The sequence below is a fragment of the Riemerella columbipharyngis genome, from assembly GCF_900101995.1.
Classification (GTDB): Bacteria; Bacteroidota; Bacteroidia; order Flavobacteriales; family Weeksellaceae; genus Riemerella; species Riemerella columbipharyngis.
Window position 1 is genome coordinate 40,119 of sequence record NZ_FNAS01000016.1, and the last position, 17,585, is coordinate 57,703.

General features: G+C 35.1%; 19 protein-coding genes. 14 read left to right on the top strand and 5 right to left on the bottom strand.

From position 1 onward, the window contains the following. Positions 1-2,475 (top strand): exopolysaccharide transport family protein, encoded by a 2,475-nt coding sequence (locus BLS89_RS08485; protein WP_092737480.1) that lies wholly within the window; start codon positions 1-3, stop codon positions 2,473-2,475. A gap of 40 nt (positions 2,476-2,515) precedes the next feature. After that, complete coding sequence (locus tag BLS89_RS08490; protein WP_092737481.1) at positions 2,516-3,220, top strand: YjjG family noncanonical pyrimidine nucleotidase; 705 nt, start codon at positions 2,516-2,518, stop codon at positions 3,218-3,220. A gap of 8 nt (positions 3,221-3,228) precedes the next feature. Here the strand turns inward: BLS89_RS08490 and BLS89_RS08495 are convergent, their stop codons facing one another. Beyond that, complete coding sequence (locus tag BLS89_RS08495) at positions 3,229-4,431, bottom strand: type IX secretion system plug protein (protein ID WP_245688953.1); 1,203 nt, start codon at positions 4,429-4,431, stop codon at positions 3,229-3,231. 66 nt (positions 4,432-4,497) lie between these two features. Here BLS89_RS08495 and BLS89_RS08500 point away from each other — a divergent pair, with 66 nt between their 5' ends. From BLS89_RS08500 to nadD, 7 genes are all read left to right on the top strand, one after another. Next, positions 4,498-5,217: an HU domain-containing protein gene (locus tag BLS89_RS08500; protein ID WP_092737483.1), complete on the top strand. Its 720-nt coding sequence runs from the start codon at positions 4,498-4,500 to the stop codon at positions 5,215-5,217. A gap of 6 nt (positions 5,218-5,223) precedes the next feature. Next, entirely contained in the window at positions 5,224-5,739 is a 516-nt protein-coding gene (locus BLS89_RS08505) for an acyl-CoA thioesterase (protein ID WP_092737485.1), read from the top strand. A 16-nt stretch (positions 5,740-5,755) separates the two neighbouring features. Next, positions 5,756-6,589 (top strand): mechanosensitive ion channel family protein, encoded by an 834-nt coding sequence (locus BLS89_RS08510; RefSeq protein WP_092737512.1) that lies wholly within the window; start codon positions 5,756-5,758, stop codon positions 6,587-6,589. 153 nt (positions 6,590-6,742) lie between these two features. Further along, positions 6,743-7,285 carry an RNA polymerase sigma factor gene (locus BLS89_RS08515; RefSeq protein ID WP_092737487.1) on the top strand — a complete coding sequence of 181 codons (543 nt, stop codon included), beginning with the start codon at positions 6,743-6,745 and terminating at the stop codon, positions 7,283-7,285. A gap of 84 nt (positions 7,286-7,369) precedes the next feature. Next, the gene (locus tag BLS89_RS08520; RefSeq protein WP_092737489.1) at positions 7,370-7,579 is read left to right on the top strand and encodes a hypothetical protein; all 210 of its coding nucleotides are present in this window, start codon (positions 7,370-7,372) and stop codon (positions 7,577-7,579) included. Between the two features lie 7 nt (positions 7,580-7,586). Continuing rightward, positions 7,587-8,021: a DUF6789 family protein gene (locus tag BLS89_RS08525; protein WP_092737491.1), complete on the top strand. Its 435-nt coding sequence runs from the start codon at positions 7,587-7,589 to the stop codon at positions 8,019-8,021. A 443-nt stretch (positions 8,022-8,464) separates the two neighbouring features. Next, positions 8,465-9,049, top strand: coding sequence for a nicotinate (nicotinamide) nucleotide adenylyltransferase (nadD, locus tag BLS89_RS08530; RefSeq protein ID WP_092737493.1), 585 nt, complete (start codon positions 8,465-8,467; stop codon positions 9,047-9,049). 16 nt (positions 9,050-9,065) lie between these two features. Here nadD and pdxA read toward each other — a convergent pair whose 3' ends face one another. After that, a complete protein-coding gene (gene pdxA / locus BLS89_RS08535; protein WP_092737494.1) occupies positions 9,066-10,154 on the bottom strand; it encodes a 4-hydroxythreonine-4-phosphate dehydrogenase PdxA in 1,089 nt (362 codons plus the stop codon). A gap of 53 nt (positions 10,155-10,207) precedes the next feature. Between pdxA and BLS89_RS08540 the strand changes: the two genes are divergently transcribed. The 4 genes from BLS89_RS08540 to BLS89_RS08555 all read left to right on the top strand — a co-directional run bounded on the left by BLS89_RS08540 (position 10,208) and on the right by BLS89_RS08555 (position 13,441). Beyond that, positions 10,208-10,786, top strand: coding sequence for a riboflavin synthase (locus BLS89_RS08540; protein WP_092737496.1), 579 nt, complete (start codon positions 10,208-10,210; stop codon positions 10,784-10,786). A 16-nt stretch (positions 10,787-10,802) separates the two neighbouring features. Continuing rightward, positions 10,803-12,236 (top strand): sensor histidine kinase, encoded by a 1,434-nt coding sequence (locus BLS89_RS08545; protein WP_245688954.1) that lies wholly within the window; start codon positions 10,803-10,805, stop codon positions 12,234-12,236. Positions 12,237-12,422: 186 nt separating this feature from the next. After that, positions 12,423-12,578, top strand: a complete 156-nt coding sequence (gene rpmH, locus BLS89_RS08550) for a 50S ribosomal protein L34 (RefSeq protein ID WP_004917131.1) — start codon at positions 12,423-12,425, stop codon at positions 12,576-12,578. 152 nt (positions 12,579-12,730) lie between these two features. Continuing rightward, a complete protein-coding gene (locus BLS89_RS08555; RefSeq protein ID WP_092737498.1) occupies positions 12,731-13,441 on the top strand; it encodes a cell division ATP-binding protein FtsE in 711 nt (236 codons plus the stop codon). Between the two features lie 9 nt (positions 13,442-13,450). Here BLS89_RS08555 and ruvC read toward each other — a convergent pair whose 3' ends face one another. The 3 genes from ruvC to glmM are packed head-to-tail and all read right to left on the bottom strand — an operon-like array spanning position 13,451 to position 16,812. Then, positions 13,451-14,005 (bottom strand): crossover junction endodeoxyribonuclease RuvC, encoded by a 555-nt coding sequence (ruvC, locus tag BLS89_RS08560; RefSeq protein ID WP_092737500.1) that lies wholly within the window; start codon positions 14,003-14,005, stop codon positions 13,451-13,453. A gap of 6 nt (positions 14,006-14,011) precedes the next feature. Further along, complete coding sequence (locus BLS89_RS08565) at positions 14,012-15,376, bottom strand: tetratricopeptide repeat protein (protein ID WP_245688955.1); 1,365 nt, start codon at positions 15,374-15,376, stop codon at positions 14,012-14,014. 47 nt (positions 15,377-15,423) lie between these two features. Beyond that, positions 15,424-16,812: a phosphoglucosamine mutase gene (gene glmM, locus BLS89_RS08570; protein WP_092737502.1), complete on the bottom strand. Its 1,389-nt coding sequence runs from the start codon at positions 16,810-16,812 to the stop codon at positions 15,424-15,426. A 561-nt stretch (positions 16,813-17,373) separates the two neighbouring features. On the opposite strand from glmM, the gene BLS89_RS10715 reads away from it, so the two are divergent. After that, the gene (locus tag BLS89_RS10715) at positions 17,374-17,538 is read left to right on the top strand and encodes a hypothetical protein (protein WP_176763278.1); all 165 of its coding nucleotides are present in this window, start codon (positions 17,374-17,376) and stop codon (positions 17,536-17,538) included. Positions 17,539-17,585: the final 47 nt, after the last annotated feature.

Genomic DNA, 17,585 nt, shown 5'->3' on the forward strand with positions numbered 1-17,585 from the left:
ATGATTCCGGAAAAAAATATCTCTGAAAAGCATATACATACAGAAGAAAAAGAAAAAATAGGAACTTTTGAATTTTTTGATATAGAGCATTTTTTGAGGAGAGTTCTCAAAAATTGGTATTGGTTTCTTATTCTTGCTTTTATTGGATATTTAGGAGCATTTATTTATAAAAGATATTTTGTACAATATTTCTATGCTTCTAAAATATCTCTTAATGTATCAAAAAATACATCTAGCTATACTGGAGCTAACTCTATTAATTTCATTTGGGGACAAAGTTCAAATTCTGAAGGACTTCTCTTAGAGCGTCTTTTAAAATCGAGAACTCATAATGAAGAGCTTATTAAGAGTTTAGATCTTTTTATTAATTATACAACAAAGGGAAATATAAAGACTACTTATTTAAGTAAGAGCGATTCTCCTTTTTTTTTAGAAGTAGATAAGTCTCATCCCCAAATAGTGAATATTCCGATTACTTTTATTCGAAAAAATGGAGGATATGAGGTTAATTTACCAGAAAAATTACCGAGTACTGCATATATTTATAATACAGAATCTTTCGTTCAAGTTAAAGCAGTTCATCCTAAACCACAATTTATAAAATTTAATGAATGGTATGAGATGCCGTACCTTAAGTTTAAAATTGTAAAAAACCCGATTACTCCTGCCAAAAAACTAGATAATATTATTATAAATTTGAGAACGATAGAACAAACTATACAGAGTATTTTAGGATCTATAAATGTGCAGTTTGATAAGGAATTACCAAGTATAATGTATATTACTAAAAAAGGTTATAATGTAAATTCAACAGTAGATTTCTTAAACAATACGGTAAAAGTTCTTATTAAGAAAAGGATGGAGGAACGTCAAAAGATAGACAAAAATACATTGGCTTTTATTAAAAAAAATCTTTCTGATATTAAAAAAAGATTAGATTCTAGTACTCAGGCTCTCAATAAAATTAAAATAAATGAGAAAGTAACTAAAAATACTAGTATAGATTCTACACTATCGGCACTTAAATCTCTTGATGAAGAAAAACAATTATTACTTACAAAGATAGAAACACTGAATAAAGCAAAAAATGCATTAAATAAAAATATAGATGAAATGCTTTCCTTGCCTTACGATATCTCTGAAGAGGGGTTTTCTACATCTGTAAATGACTTAAAAGAATTGTATAACAAAAGAGAGCTAATGAGTAAAATTTATACTCCTAACTCTGAACCTATGCTTGAAATTAATAGATTGATAGAACAGGCAAGAAAAAAATCTATTATACCTTTACAAAATTATTATGAAAAATATCAGCAAAAACTTAATAAAATCAATGAAACAATCTTTACTAAAGAGCAAGATTTAGAAATATTACCAAGTAAAGAAAGACGATTCATAGATGCAAAAAGGAGAAATAGTATAAATAATTTTACATATAATAACCTGCTAGAAGCTCAAATAAAAACAGAAATGAGATTGGCGGTTGCTAGCTCAAATATAGAGATAATAGATCCGGCAAAGAATTATGGACAAGGGCCAATAGGGCCTAATACTTCGTTATTAGGAGTAGGAGTTATTTCTGTGCTGCTTGTTATACCATTATTGTTAATATTTATTTCAGAAATATTAAATAATAAAATAAGAAAAGTAAGCGAAGTGGTAAGAGCCACAAAAATACCACTTTTGGGAATTATTGGCGAGAGCTCAGAAGAAGGAAACCTTACAGTGTTGGATAAACCAAAATCTTCTGTAGCAGAGTCTTTTAGAGGAGTTAGGGCTAATCTTAAGTTTTTATACGACGAAACTAAACCTGGAGGTAAAGTGATACTAATGACGTCTTCAATAAGTGGAGAAGGAAAAACATATGTATCCATTAACATAGCTTCTGTACTGGCTCTCAGCGGTAAAAAAGTTATTCTCTTGGGAATGGACCTTAGAAAACCTAAAATATTTGGAGATTTCAATATCAATAATAAGTATGGGATGTCAAATTACCTTACTGGCGAAATTTCTATGAAGGATATTATCAATAAAACTAAAATTTCAACTTTAGATGTGGTTACCTCTGGACCTATTCCGCCAAATCCTTCGGAATTACTGATGAGTGATAGGAATCTTCATCTTATAGAGGAGCTTAAAAAGAGTTACGATTTTGTGATTATAGATACGCCTCCAATCGGTTTGGTAGCAGACTCTTTTGAACTTATGAAGTATAGTGATGCCAATATTTATGTAGTAAGACATGACTATACCGAAAAATATATGCTGAAAATGATTATTGAGAAATACCACAATAAGGAGGTGAAACATTTAGGATTGGTGTATAACGGGTTCTTTAATAAACAAGGTTATGGCTACGGTTATGGTTATGGTTATGGTTATGGTTATGGTTATTTTGAGGAAGATGTTAATTATCAGGAACCAGTAATCATACGGTTGAGGAATAAGATTCGTAAAGTTTTTAATAAAATTTAAGATTTTATACTCCTCGTAATTTCGATTTATTATTTTATTTATGCTAAAAGAGAAAATAAATCATATATTTTTTGATTTAGATAATACCCTTTGGGATCACCGTAAGAACGCGAGGCTTGCACTAAAAAAGCTTTTTGATAACCATTCTTTGGCAGATAAGCTGAATGTGGATTTTCAAGGTTTTTACAAATGTTACTATAATAGTAACGAAAGCCTTTGGGATAAACTGAGAGACGGTAAAATAGACAAAACATATCTGAGAAAACATAGATTCTACGATGTCTTCATAGATTTTGGATTTAATGATTTTGAGCTTAGCCAAACTTTTGAAGAACAATTCTTGGAAACCATCATTGAATTTAATGAACTCATTCCGGATGCTCGGGAAATACTTCAATACCTTAGCGAAAAGGATTATGTTATTCATATTGTATCAAATGGTTTTCAGGAGGTTACCTATCGTAAGATAGAGGGAGGGGCACTCGGGGCATATTTTACAACTGTTACCAGTGCCGATGAAGTAGGGGTAAGAAAGCCGAATCCTGAAATTTTCCAATATGCCGTAGATATAGCAGATGCAAAGGTGGAAGAATCTATTTTTATCGGAGATGATTGGATTGCCGATGCGTTAGGAGCACGGGATTTTGGGATGAAATCCGTATTCTTGGATTTATTTAACCAAAACCCTTATGCAGAGGGTGTTTTAACCATCAAAGAACTTAAAGAGATTAAACAAATTCTTTGATTAAAAACTTATCTGACTGGATTTCGGAGTTCGCCATATCCGATTAGTGCATCATAGTTTTGTCCGAAAGGATGATAGTAGATAAATGCTTGGTAAAGATTTTCGGTTTCCCAGAAATTCCCATTGATTTCATTATAGTTGAGAGGAGAGTTTCCTTCTTTTGTCACCAATAGATAGCTGTAAAACCCTTGTTTTAGATAGATTTTGGCAATGTATTGATGGCGGTCTTCATCGTAATGCATTTGGTTGCGTTTATCAGCAGTATAGTTGTTAAATCCGCCTAAAACATAAATGTCTTTATCCATTTTTTCAGAGTCCAAAGAAAAATAAACCCACGAGTAATCTCCCTCGGTATCGGCATTCCGCTCCTGTCCCAAATCATTCCGCCGGAAGTAGAACGCTCCGTCTGTATCCGGCTGATATTGATAATTTAGAGGATATGCCGAAACAGGGTAGAGGTAGGTGTAATTTACATTGTCAATCGTTTCGGCTTTTGCCACCATATCAAACGGCTGGGTTATATTTTTATTGTCAAAATAATAAAACTCGTTATTTCCAGGGAAGGCTAAAGAAAACTGTTGAAAAACAATTTTATTCCCCATATTGCCGCTTGGCTTTTGCCCAAAAATACCCAGGTTCCAATTATTATTTTGGATAACACTGAGGGTGATAGAATTGAGATTATTGTCAATATTACCAATCGCTTGAACTTGTATTCTTTGGTTTAGATTCGGCTGTTTGGAAGAGCTGTATCGGCTTATATTCAGAGCGACCTGAGCATTGTTTTCTGTAATGCAAAACCGTCTTGTAAATATTGGTCTGGAAGGAGAATCTTTATAGACAATAATTTCGTAATTACCGGAAATTTTTGGCATCATATCTTTGTTTGGAAAAGACAGGGTGTAGTGGGTGTACTTCTGTAATGTGTTGAAAGAGTATTGGTAATTATTTATAAGTGCATTAAGGTTGCCGCTGGCATATTCCGTAAAAAAAAGTTCATCATCCTGCCAGTTTCTATCAAAGTGTTTTATCGTGTACCGGTAAGAAGTGTTGCCATTGTCAAAGTCGTCGAAACTTAAAATTAAATTGTCATTAAAGCCTATTATAGGGGTTTCGTCATTTGTTTTAGGGTTGAATAATTGTATGCTGTGGATGTTTTGTCCAAATAAAAAACAACCGATGAGTAGTGATAGCAAATGTAATCTTTTCATAGATACGAAGATAAACATTTTTTTTGATTGATGATAATTCACTAAAAAAACATAATTTTGCATCAAATGAAAATTTCAGATTACATTATAGAAGTATTGAAAGAGAAAGGAGAGGTTTTTGTCCCTCGTTTCGGTGTATTTTCTTTAGTGCGTTCGGCAGCGGTGGTTAATCAGGAGGATAATAGTATTTTGCCCCCAGCCTACCAGATTACATTCTCATTTGATAAAACATTGGAGAAAGACAGTATCTTAGACTTTTATATGAGGAATAAGCATATTCCTCGTGAGCAGGCTCTTTTTGAGCTTAATACACAGGTAGAATACTGGAATAAAAAGCTGGATGCCGGAGAAAGCTTTTTATTAGAACCTTTGGGAGAATTTGTGATAAGCGATAGCATTGTCCGTTTTTTAGGAAAAAGGATAAAAACAGATAACCCTGATTTTTTTGGATTAGAAGAAATCAACCTTTCCGAGATTAAATCCAAAAACCATTTCCAAAGAAATAATCCAAAAGTTAAAGAAGGCAGTACACAATGGATATTGTGGTTGTTTTTAATCATTTTCCCGCTGACCGGGATTGCCTATGTGGCGGCTACCAAATGGAATGTGCTTGTGGGGGAAAAGTCTATAGATACCTTTAGCACCAAAACTTCTATGCACCGCATTACTTCTGATGAAAAAATTACCAAAGAGGTTCCGAAACAAGATTCTGCCCTCGTGAAAGACTCTTTAGCAAAGGATCCTGCAAATATAGAAATACAGGAATCTTTATCTAACCCAAAATAAATAATTATGAATAAAATAAAAAAGCCAAGTGATTCGCTCACTATTATGACTAATATTGTTTTACCTAATGAAACCAATTCTCTGGGGAATTTATTCGGAGGCGAGCTTTTAGCAAAGATGGATAGATGTGCTTCTATTTCTGCGGCAAGACATTGCCACAGACGGGTAGTAACGGCTTCCGTAAACCATGTCTCGTTTGACTTTCCTATTCCAGAGGGAGGAGTCGTGGTATTGGAATCTAAAGTATCTCGTGCATTCTCTACCTCTATGGAGGTCTATGTGGATGTTTGGCTGGACGATCCTATAGAGAAAAAGAGAATTCACACCAATACCGGTATTTATACTTTTGTCGCAGTAGATGAGTTCAATAAGCCATTACCAATACCCGGGCTGGAGCCTGAAACAGAAGAAGAAAAAAGACGCTACGATGAAGCACTCAGAAGAAAAGAGCTGTCCCTTATTTTCTCGGGAAGAATGGCACTTGAAGATTCTGTAGAATTGAAAAAATTATTTGATATCTAAAAAAGCAGTATTTATAATGAATAACGATACCTACCAAGCGATCAATACTTTTCAGCAGTCTTTAGACAGGCACTATGAGAATTTTATAGATATGCTGCCGCGTATTATTTTAGGCTTGGCTGTTATTATTGTAGGAGTTCTTATTTCTAAAGTTATTACGAATATCTACGAGAACAAAATCAAGAGAAAAGCCACAGACCCTCTTATGGCTAAGTTTCTGTCACGGCTTATACAGTTGATATTCGTGGTAATAGTGTCAATGCTTGCTTTGGAGGTAGCAGGGCTTAGTCAGATAGCAGGAGGGATTTTAGCCGCGGCAGGAGGGGTTGCCATTGTTGCTGGATTTGCATTTCAAGATATTGGAAAAAACTTTTTAGCAGGAATTATTTTAGCATTCAACAGACCATTTAATGTTGATGATTTTATAAAAGTAGGCGAACATTTCGGGAAGGTAAAGGCAATGAACTTCCGATACACGCAAGTGAAAACTGTAGATGGAAGAGATATCTATATCCCCAACAGTGATGTCCTTACCAAGCCTGTAGAAAACTATACCCGAGACGGCTTTTATAGAATGGATTTTTTTGTGCATATCGGCTACGAAAATAATATAGAACAAGCCAAGGGGATTATTCAAAAAATATTAAACGACCATCCGGATATTATAGAGGATTCCGAGCATAGGAACTTCGTAATGGAAGATGAATTAACGAATAATGCGGTAAAACTAAAGGTCTTATTTTGGATAGATACCAAAGATTATAAGGTAAAAGCCAATGAGGTGAGGGGCGGCATCATAAGACAAGTAAAAGAAACTCTTATAAAGAACGGTGTCAATATGAATGTGTGAAAATATTTTAGTTAAGTTCAATATGGTTTGATAATAATTTAAGCAGGTTGTTTTGTATCAATTTACTACATAGTCAAAACTCTCTATTCCATTGAATAGATGCCTATCTAAAGTAAATTCATTTTATTATTTTAAACAACAAAAGAATATCTTATGGAAGGTCAAAACATCATTTGGAGATTAAAAAATCAAGACAATCATTCTTTCGGATTATTGTATGAAAATTATTTTGATATGGTAAATCGTTTTGTAACCAAAAATAGCGGCCGCACGAGTGATGCAGAAGATATATTTCAAGACACAATGGTCGTCCTTATATCGAAATTAAACCGTGATGATTTCCAATTAACGGCTTCTATCAAAACCTATATTATGGCCATTGCCAAAAATTTGTGGTTGAAAAAGTTAAGAAAAACATATAGAGAAGTAGAATTTACAGAAAATTACACTGATGCCTTTTTTGAAGAAATCACAGAATCTATAGAACAAGAAAAAAGTTATCGGGAGAAACTTCGCAGTTATATGGGCAAGATTACCGCCCATTGCAGAAAACTTATTTATGAAATATTTTTCAAAGAAAAAAGCACACAGCAAATACAACAAGAGTACGGCTATTCCAGCAGACATAATGTTAATAACCAAAAGTATAAATGCATAGAACAAATTCGAAGAGCTAAAATAAAATTAGAAAAGTAAAAAAATCGGGTGATATTTTGAATCTAATGGTATCAATCTATGAGTCGTTAATATTGACGATTGTAACTTATAAATTTTTAACTAATGATTTTAAAATTAACCCCAAAAAAAGATTCGGGCTTGTTTAGAGGATGGACATTACCCTCTGTGCATACAGCCGAAAAAGCAAAATGTTTAGAACAGAACTATCTAAACGAGAAGACAAAACTCTCCGCAAGAAAAGACAAAAAGCTCAATGTCTTTGATACGATGGTGAAATTAAAAAATAGTATTTCTTTTAACCCTAATATATAATTTTACCATGAACTCAAGAATTCAAAGAATAATTTTATCCGGAATTATAGGAACAGCCGCAATGACTGTTTTCGCAACTATTGCCCCAATGATGGGGATGCCGGAAATGTCGCCTGCGAAAAAAATTTCAGCAATGCTGAAATTGCCTCTTTTTATAGGTTGGGTAATGCATTTTATGATGGGAATTATTTTCACTTTCTTATATGTAATCCTATGGGCGGATCATTGTAAAATTAAATACAAGTGGCTCAAAGGAGGAATATTCGGTGTTATGATTTTTTTGATTGCACAAATACTAATGCTTATTACTCAACCAATGAATAATTTTGATATTATGACAGTAGCAACAATGATGGGAAGTCTGGTGGGGCATATTGTTTTTGGTATTGTCGTAGCTATGATAATGGGAAATTCTTGTCGTACAAACAAATATTGTAATTAAATCAATAATGAAATATTTAACTGGTAATTGCACACAAAAGAAACGAAAGCCAAGTCTTACTCTTTGTGATATTAAATCAATAGTAATATTTGCATTGATAATAGTTTTGCTTGTCATGGAATTTACGAAATAATCAAATTCCAACTTTATTCCATCCCCTTTTAGGGGATTTTTATGTTTAAAAACTTAATAGCCTGACTACCTTAATATTAGAAATTTCATTCAAATTTAAACGATTAATTATCCTGTAGCTGTCGAAAAACTCTAATGAACACATTGCTTTTTATTTCATAAATAATAAAATTTGCACATTTAATTTTTTATACATATCTTTGCCCCCTTTCATTTTTACTTTTTATTAGATTTATTTTAATGTCGGCATTTTTGTTCTCTGCGAACTTAGATGCCGTATTTTTTATTATTTTTGTCTAATTGATTTAATAATGAAAAAAGCTGGATTATTTTTTGGCTCTTTCAATCCTATCCACATAGGGCATTTGATTTTAGCCAATTATATTTTAGAAAATTCTGATATGAATGAATTGTGGTTTGTGGTAAGCCCTCAGAACCCTTTTAAGGAGAAAAAATCTCTACTAAGAGACCACAACCGCCTCGATATGGTACAACTTGCTATAAAAAACTATCCGAGAATGAAAGCCTCTAATGTGGAATTTTCATTGCCCCAGCCCAATTATACGATAGACACACTGGCTTACCTTAAAGAAAAATACCCTAATTACGCTTTCAGCCTTATTATGGGGGAAGACAATCTAGCTTCTTTGCACAAATGGAAAAATGCCTATCTCTTAGTTGATGAACATCAAATCATTGTTTATCCAAGGTTATCTGACGAACCTCTTCCTGAAAGCAAATTTGAGCAACATCCTAATATCTGCAGAATAAATGCTCCCATCATTGAAATCTCTGCAACAGAAATCCGCAGAATGATAAAGCTCAATAAAAATGTACGTCCTATGCTTCCTCCAGAAGTGTTTGAGTACCTTGATGGAAGCAGTTTCTACAAGTAGAAAAAAAGAAAACTCTTTATTCATCAGGCAAATCCTCATCTATACCGTCTGCATTATACCTTTTATCCTTTATTACAAGTTTGTTTTTAACAAGTTCTTGGTATTCTTTTCTGTTTTGAAATATTTTAATTCCCGTAAAAATAGCTTCTTCAAAAGACTGCTCATCTGCCATATTTTTCCCTGCAATATCATAGGCGGTTCCATGATCCGGCGAAGTCCTTACGAAAGGAAGTCCCGCTGTATAGTTCACGCCATCTTCGTAAGCAATCGTTTTGAATGGTGCTAAACCTTGGTCGTGGTACATAGCCAACACCGCATCAAAGGCTTTGTATTTATCGGGCTGAAAAAAGCTGTCCGCAGGATAAGGACCAAAAGCCATAATTCCTTCATCAAAAGACTCTTTAATTGCCGGCGATATAATCTCTATTTCCTCCTTGCCAATCGTACCGCCGTCTCCCGCGTGAGGATTGAGTCCCAGTACTGCTATTTTAGGTTTTTCAATACAAAAATCTTCTTTCAGACAAGCATTAAGAAGTTTCAGCTGTGACTTTATTTTATCCTTACTTATCGAGGAAGCCACCTCTGCCAAAGGGATATGATGGGTAGAAACCGCTACTTTAAGACTATCCGTAACCAAAAACATCAATCCTCTTTTACCAAATTTCTCCTCCAAATACCCTGTATGCCCTGTATGTTTAAAGCCATATTTCATCATCTCATCTTTGTTGATAGGGGCTGTTACCAGAATATCTACTTCTCCGTTTTTAAGTGCCTCCACCGCTGCCTCCAGAGAGTCTTTTGCCATACGGGTAGATTCCTCCGTAGGGGTTCCCAGCTCTACGGCTACATTATCTTTCCAAAGATTGACAACATTGATTTTCCCCGCTGTAGCTTCCGTTGCTTTACTTATATAATTAAAGTTCATCTGCAGTTTGAAGATATTTTTTTGGTAAGAGAGCAATTTACCCGAGCCAAAAATAATCGGCGTAAAAAAATCTGTAATGGACTTATCTTTAAGGGATTTCAAAATAATCTCGGGACCGATGCCGTTAAAATCACCTACAGAAATTCCCACCCTTACTTTATAATGATGTTTAGTACTCATTTTTGCTTATCTTTGTTAAATAATTAAAATACAAATTTAGGAATTTATTAGTTATGTTTACAGGAATAGTAGAAAGTACAGGAATCATTAGGAATATTGAAGCGGTAGAAGGAAATATCCATTTCACGCTAAGCTGCCCTTTTACAAGAAAATTAAAGATAGACCAAAGTCTTGCCCACGACGGATGCTGCCTTACCGTAGTGGACATAAAAAACGATGAATACCGCGTAACGGCTATCCGAGAAACCTTAGAGAAAACAGCACTCGGAAATTGGAAAACGGGAGACCGTGTGAATTTGGAGCGTTGTATGGTACTTAATGAAAGATTAGACGGACATATCGTACAAGGGCATATTGACGGCACAGGGATTGTGAAAAAAATAGAGAATCTCGGAGGTAGCCACAAAATCACCATCTCCTATGACTCAAATTTCGTTACCGTACCACAAGGATCCATTACCGTAAACGGCATAAGCCTTACGGTAGCAGAGAGCCAAGACAACTGCTTCTCCATCGCTATTATTCCTTACACTTGGGAACACACCAATATGAAATATCTGAAAGTAAACCAGAAGGTAAATTTAGAGTTTGATATTATCGGAAAGTATATAGCACGGCTTATGAAAAAATAGAAAAAAAGACATTAAGATGAACATTAGGGATAAACTTTTTTTTTGTATCTTTTCGGTCTCCATAGTCTGCATCGTTGCTTCTATGGCTATTTCTTATGTGGTTTTCACAAGAAGCAATGGCATAGAAAACCAGCAAAAAATCCGGAATAAAACCAAGGCCATTACCACAGCCCTAAATTACGCCGTAAGCAAAGAAAACCTTACCCAAGACAACATCAAAGCCAAACTTGAAAACAAAATAAAGGAGATTGCAGATATCAATAATCAAAACATCGAAGTCTATAGCCTGCAAGGGCAGTATCTTTTTTCTAATCAAGAAAAAAAAGGGAACGAAAAAAAAAGAATCCCTCCTTATAATTTGAAGAATCTAGAGAAAACAGACATCAACATAAAATCTACCGATCCAGTATCTAAAAGAAAATATATCTGTTCTTTCATTCTGCTCAGGAACAATGTTTTTGAGCCTATTGCCATTGTACACTACGACAGCTCTATCGGAAAAAATATTTATTGGGAAACATTCTATCAATATGAGCGTGAAATTTTGGTAGGCATATTATGCATTATTATCATATGTTTCATTTCCAGCCGTATTATCGCCAATGGCTTAACCAGAAGACTTAATGATATAGCTAAAACCATTAAAGAGACTGATATCACTAACAAAGACTTTAAGCACATTAAGTATTATAAAGACAATGAACTGGGGACACTCATTAACGCCTACAATAGTATGATTACCCAAATAGAGGACCAAAAGGAACAAATCTCCTACCGAGAGAAAAATGAAGCGTGGAAAGAGATGGCAAAGCAAGTTGCCCACGAAGTAAAAAATCCTCTCACTCCGATGCGTTTGCTTGTACAAAATTTTGAAAGAAAATTTGATGTAAAAGATCCCAATATAGAGACAAAAGTAAAACAACTTACCACTTCCCTCGTTGATCAAATAGATGCAATATCAAGCGTAGCTACGGCATTTTCCGAATACACCAAATTACCAGAAAAAAAAGACCAAAAATTAAATATCCACCAAGAGACCAAGGACATCATAAGACTTTGGAATGACCAAAAAGAGATATCCCTCCACAGCAATAAGGGAAACATCATAATAAATATGGATAAATCTTATTTTACAAGAATAATGAACAATCTGCTAAAAAACGCCATCCAAGCAAAAGATGACAATAGGAAACTCTCTATAAAGGTTTCTCTGGAACAAATCCATCACAAAGTAAACATACGAGTAGAAGACAATGGTATAGGGATACCCGAAAACCGCATCAATAGAATCTTCGAGCCAAATTTTACTTCTAAAAACAGTGGTATGGGGCTCGGGCTTACAATGGTAAAAAAACTTATAGAGGAATACAAAGGGGAAATAAGCGTAACCTCCGAAGAAGGTATAGGCACTACTTTTCTTATCCAGCTCCCTATGGGTAATATTTCGTAATTCCTCTGTAGCTATCAAAAAGAATTAACTAAAAAACTTCATCTATAACACTGTTCTTATAAAAGAAATTATAGGAGGTAAAAAATATTTCAAAAACTTTTTGATTATATTTTTGCAGATGAGATAAATTTGTATATCTTTGCGATCTGAAAAAGTAACAATTACGGATTATATAATATAAACGCAATGAAAAGAACATTCCAACCATCAGAAAGAAAGAAAAGAAATAAGCACGGCTTCCGCGAAAGAATGTCTACTCCTAATGGTAGAAGAGTTTTGGCAGCCAGAAGAGCAAAAGGCAGAAAAAGACTAACTGTGAGTGTTTCTCGTGCTAAAAGATAAGATTTAAACCAAAATCTTTTATAGTAATAAAAATGCTTGGATATATCGTCCAAGCATTTTTTATAACCAGCTGTTAAATTTTAATAAATTTCACCTACTTTCCGAAAGAATTCCTTAATTTTGGAGGGTATAAAATTAAACTCTTTTTTAGTATGCTACATACAAACGAAAGCGGAAGCGATATCATTATCCTAAAGAATGCCAAGATAGTTCAGAAAAATTTTACTGTTTTAGATCATGTAAATCTCAATATTAAAAAAGGAAGATTTTGCTACTTAATTGGTAAAACAGGGTCTGGTAAAAGTTCCCTGCTAAAAACATTGTATGGACATCTTCCTCTAAAAAGTGGTTCTGGAATGGTCGCAGGATACGATCTTTCTAAACTTAGGACTTCGGATATTCCAAACCTTAGAAGAAACTTAGGCATCGTATTTCAGGATTTTCAGTTGCTTACAGATAGATCTGTTGAAAAAAACTTACACTTCGTATTGAGAGCTACCGGCTGGAAAGACAAACACAAGATAGAACAAAGAATAGACGAAGTGCTGGAAAGCGTAGGAATGAAAACTAAAAAACACAAAAACCCTCACCAGCTGTCCGGAGGTGAACAACAGCGTATCGCCATTGCCAGAGCTTTGCTTAATAAACCGAAACTTATACTGGCAGACGAGCCTACCGGAAATTTAGATCCAGAAACCTCCAATGATATTATGACCCTGCTAAAGCGTGTAGCCCAAGAAAATCACTCTGCCGTAGTGATGGCTACCCACGATTATCATATGATACAAAACTTCCCAGGAGAAGCTATACGCTGTAATAATGGAATGGTAACCGTACTAAACACTGTGGAACTTTTTGAGTAACCCAAAAGGCTACTTTATCCTATTGGGGTTCTGCTTGATGAAACTTGCCCAGTTAGAGTAAGATTTTTCATTGGTGCTCTTTCCCGAATTAAAATGATGGCAAACCGCTACAGCAAGGCCGTCAGAGGCATCTAAATAACGGGTGGGAAATTCCGTCATTTTGAAAAGATTTTTCAGCATACCTGCCACTTGCTCTTTACTGGCATTTCCATTTCCCGTAATAGCCATTTTTATCTTTTTGGGAGAATATTCCGTAATTGGGATATCTCTATAGAGACTTGCCGCCATAGCGACACCTTGGGCTCTGCCAAGTTTGAGCATACTTTGCACATTTTTACCATAAAACGGAGCTTCCAGTGCAACTTCATCTGGATAGTATTCGTCGATTAACACTAAGGTTTTCTCAAAAATATACTTTAATTTTTCAGCGTGGTCAGAATATTTTTTAAGGATAAGCTCCGTAATGGCAACCAGTCTCATCTCATTTCCTATAACAGAAATAACCCCAAACCCCATTATCGTAGTTCCGGGGTCTATCCCTAAGATAATTTTCTCTGATTTCATCTTATCTTAGTTGCCCTCCTTATCAAAATCTTTCGGAGCAATAGACGAAAACCCCGATAGCTTATCTTTCTCGTTTTTTTCATCCAAAAGAGCTGCTTTTCTAAAGAGCTGCTGTGCTTTCGGATTTTCATCCGTTAAAATGTGAACATCTCCCAAAAGATAATAAAGCTCCGACCTATTAAACATCTCTATCGCTTTCGTAAGAACCTCTTTTGCTTTTTGATATTGGGATAGAATCACCAATATCTCAGCATAAGCATACCAATTGTAGAATTGATTGGGCTCACGAGAAACAATATCTTCTAATAAAGGAATAGATTCCTCGTAATCAAAGTTTAATGCATATAGTAGAGCCAGCCTTTTTTTGAAATAAAGATTATCCGGATCCATAGAAACAGCTTGTTCTGTAAAGTAGAGAGCTTCTTTCATCATCCCCATCTCCTCATATACACAAGACTTTTCTATCATTGCCAAGTAAAACTGAGGATCTTCCACCAATGCTTTCTGAAAAGCTCTAAGTGCTTTTTCAAACTCTTTCTTTTCCCGATAACAAATCCCTATTTTATAATGCGTACTAGCATTAAAGCTATCTTTCTGAATCATAGCTTTGTAAACAGCTATTGCATTATCCCACTCTTTCAGCCCCTCGTAGCAAGCCGCTTTATAGGAATTAACACTTATAGAATCTGGATTTATGGCAAGAATATAATCAAAGCCGTTGAGTGCTTCTTCATAATTCTTACGGCTCATATAGAATTTTCCATATTCCAGCCAGGCTATCTCCGAGAAAGGATGGTTTTTAAGATAATTCTTAAGAAAAGCTATAGAGTCCTCCGCCTTTCCTAAACGGTTGAAACAATTCATTATATTCCCTAATGCATACTCATCTTCATCATCTTCCAGCAAGGCTTTTTTGTAATATTTCAGAGCACTAAGCGGGTCATCCATATTGATATATTCATCTGCGATAAAATCATACAAAAAATTCTCCTCATCGGAATTTTCCAAAGCCTTTTTACAATATTCTATAGCCTTTTGGGAGTTACCGAGATTGGAATAAAACTTGGCACAACACACCAAAAAATCAGAAGATTCCGAAGCATAATCTTTCAGCTCTTCTATGAGTTTCTTAGCTTCAAGATTTCTATTCATTTCAAGAAGAACTTCCAAATATTTTACTTTGATATCATAAGAACCGGGATGCAGCTCCATAGCATACTCTACAGCAAGTTCTGCATAGGAAATATCTCCCATCTCGAGATAATGAATGACAATCTGCTCCATTTCGTCCGAATCAAAATAGAGTTTTTCGTGGTCTTCCACCATCTGCTCAAACTTATCTACAAGCTCGTTATTAAAAAAGTTTTCCAAATAAATATTCTTTTTATAAAATGCCAACTACCAAATCAATACCAAACTCATCGCTGGATATAAGATTTTATTTTAGCGATTATTCTATCTGCCAAACGATCCGCCTCCTCTTGAGACTTCGCCTCTGTATAGATACGGATAATAGGCTCTGTATTGGATTTTCTTAGGTGTACCCAGTTTACCGAGAAGTCTATTTTCACACCGTCTATCGTTGATATTTCCTCATCTTTATATTCCTCTTTCATTTTCTCCAAAAGGCTGTCCACATCTATATCCGGGGTAAGCTCTATTTTCTTTTTGCCCATAAAGTATGCAGGGTAAGTCGCTCTAAGCTCAGAAACGGTTTTATTTTCTTTCGCTAAATGGCTCAAAAACAAAGCTATTCCCACTAAAGAATCTCTTCCGTAGTGCAAGTCCGGATAGATAATACCACCATTCCCTTCACCTCCTATTACTGCGTTTTCTGCTTTCATCAGCGTAACCACATTTACTTCGCCTACGGCACTAGCTTTATACTCGGAGCCTAATGATTTGGCTACATCCCTCAATGCACGGCTTGAAGAGAGATTGGATACAGCCATTCCCTTCTTATGTCTTAGCAGATAATCTGCCACAGCGACTAAGGTATATTCCTCGCCGAACATTTCTCCGTTTTCGTCTATCAGTGCCAGCCTATCCACATCAGGATCTACCACGATGCCTAAGTCTGCGTTTTCCTCTTTCACCAATGCACAAATATCCATAAGATGCTCTTTCAGAGGTTCCGGATTATGGGGGAAATGTCCGTTTGGCTCGCAGTAGAGTTTTACCACCGCGCAGCCAAGTTGTTCCAAAAGAATAGGCAACACTATCCCCCCCGTAGAATTAACGGCATCTAAAACCACTTTGAATTTCTTAGCTCTAATAGTCTCTGAATCTACCATTGGCAATGCCAAAATTTGCTTGATATGGATATCAAAAGCATCCGTACGGGTCTCGTAGCCTCCTAAGTCATCTACTTCTGCATAATTAAAATCTTCATTTTGAGCTAATGCCAAAACTTCCACACCATCTTCAGCACTAATGAATTCTCCTTTATCATTCAGAAGTTTCAGAGCATTCCATTGTTTAGGATTGTGAGATGCTGTGAGGATAATTCCCCCATCGGCATCCAGCTCTGGTACCATAACCTCCACTGTAGGCGTCGTAGAAAGTCCTAAATCCACGACATTTATCCCCTGTCCCTGAAGCGTAGCAGAAACCAAAGAGGACATCATCTGTCCTGATATACGAGCATCTCTTCCAATTACGATTTTCAGATTTTTTTTATTCTTGGTATTTTGGAGCCAAGTTCCGAATGCTGAAGTAAATTTCACTACATCCAGCGGTGTAAGGTTATCGTCTACTCTGCCGCCTATGGTTCCTCTAATCCCCGAAATAGATTTTATAAGTGCCATTGTTATTTTGTTTCTCGTTCGCCATGCAAATATAACTAATTTTTAAGAGTTTGTTTCAATTTTATGTTCCAATTTCATAATGGCACATTCAACCAACCAATGTGACAATTGATAAAAAAGGTCTTTCGGAGTTTTAAAGTTTATGTTTGCCCTTGGTCTTCGGTTAATTTTATATTGAACTTTTTTGATATATTCATCATCAATGGTACTAAATTCTAATAATTTCGGAATGTATCGTCTGACTCATTTATTAATGTATTCACTAAGGTCCCTTTCTCAAGAACAATATGAATGAGCAAAAAAAATGTAGTCTGCAACTGTTTTGCAATCTTTTGATGAGGACAAACTCAGCTTCCAAATAAGCATTTAATGCGTATCTTTGTGCTAAAGTTAATGACCCATTGTTATTTTTGTTTGGAAAATAAAGATTGAATATTTTACTTTACAAGAGAAAGATTTTTTTGTTTTTCTCTCTTTTTTTAGGAATCTTCTTAATTGAAATAAAGCTTCTGTCTCATTTGCTGCTTTTTATATTTGAACTTAGGTTTATCCAAGTGTCGGATGGTATTCTTCATTCAAGTTCGGATAGATGTGATGATGGCAGCCGATGAACTGAGGCTTCTGGGGAACCTAAGAGAATGCCAAAATACGCTGGTGTACGATTTTCTTAATGCTTTTGTAGAATCAAAAAAAATCCATAAAATAAAACAAAATGCACAAAAATAATTCTTATCTGGAACTGAAAAACTACTTCGGTAACCTTGTAGAACAAT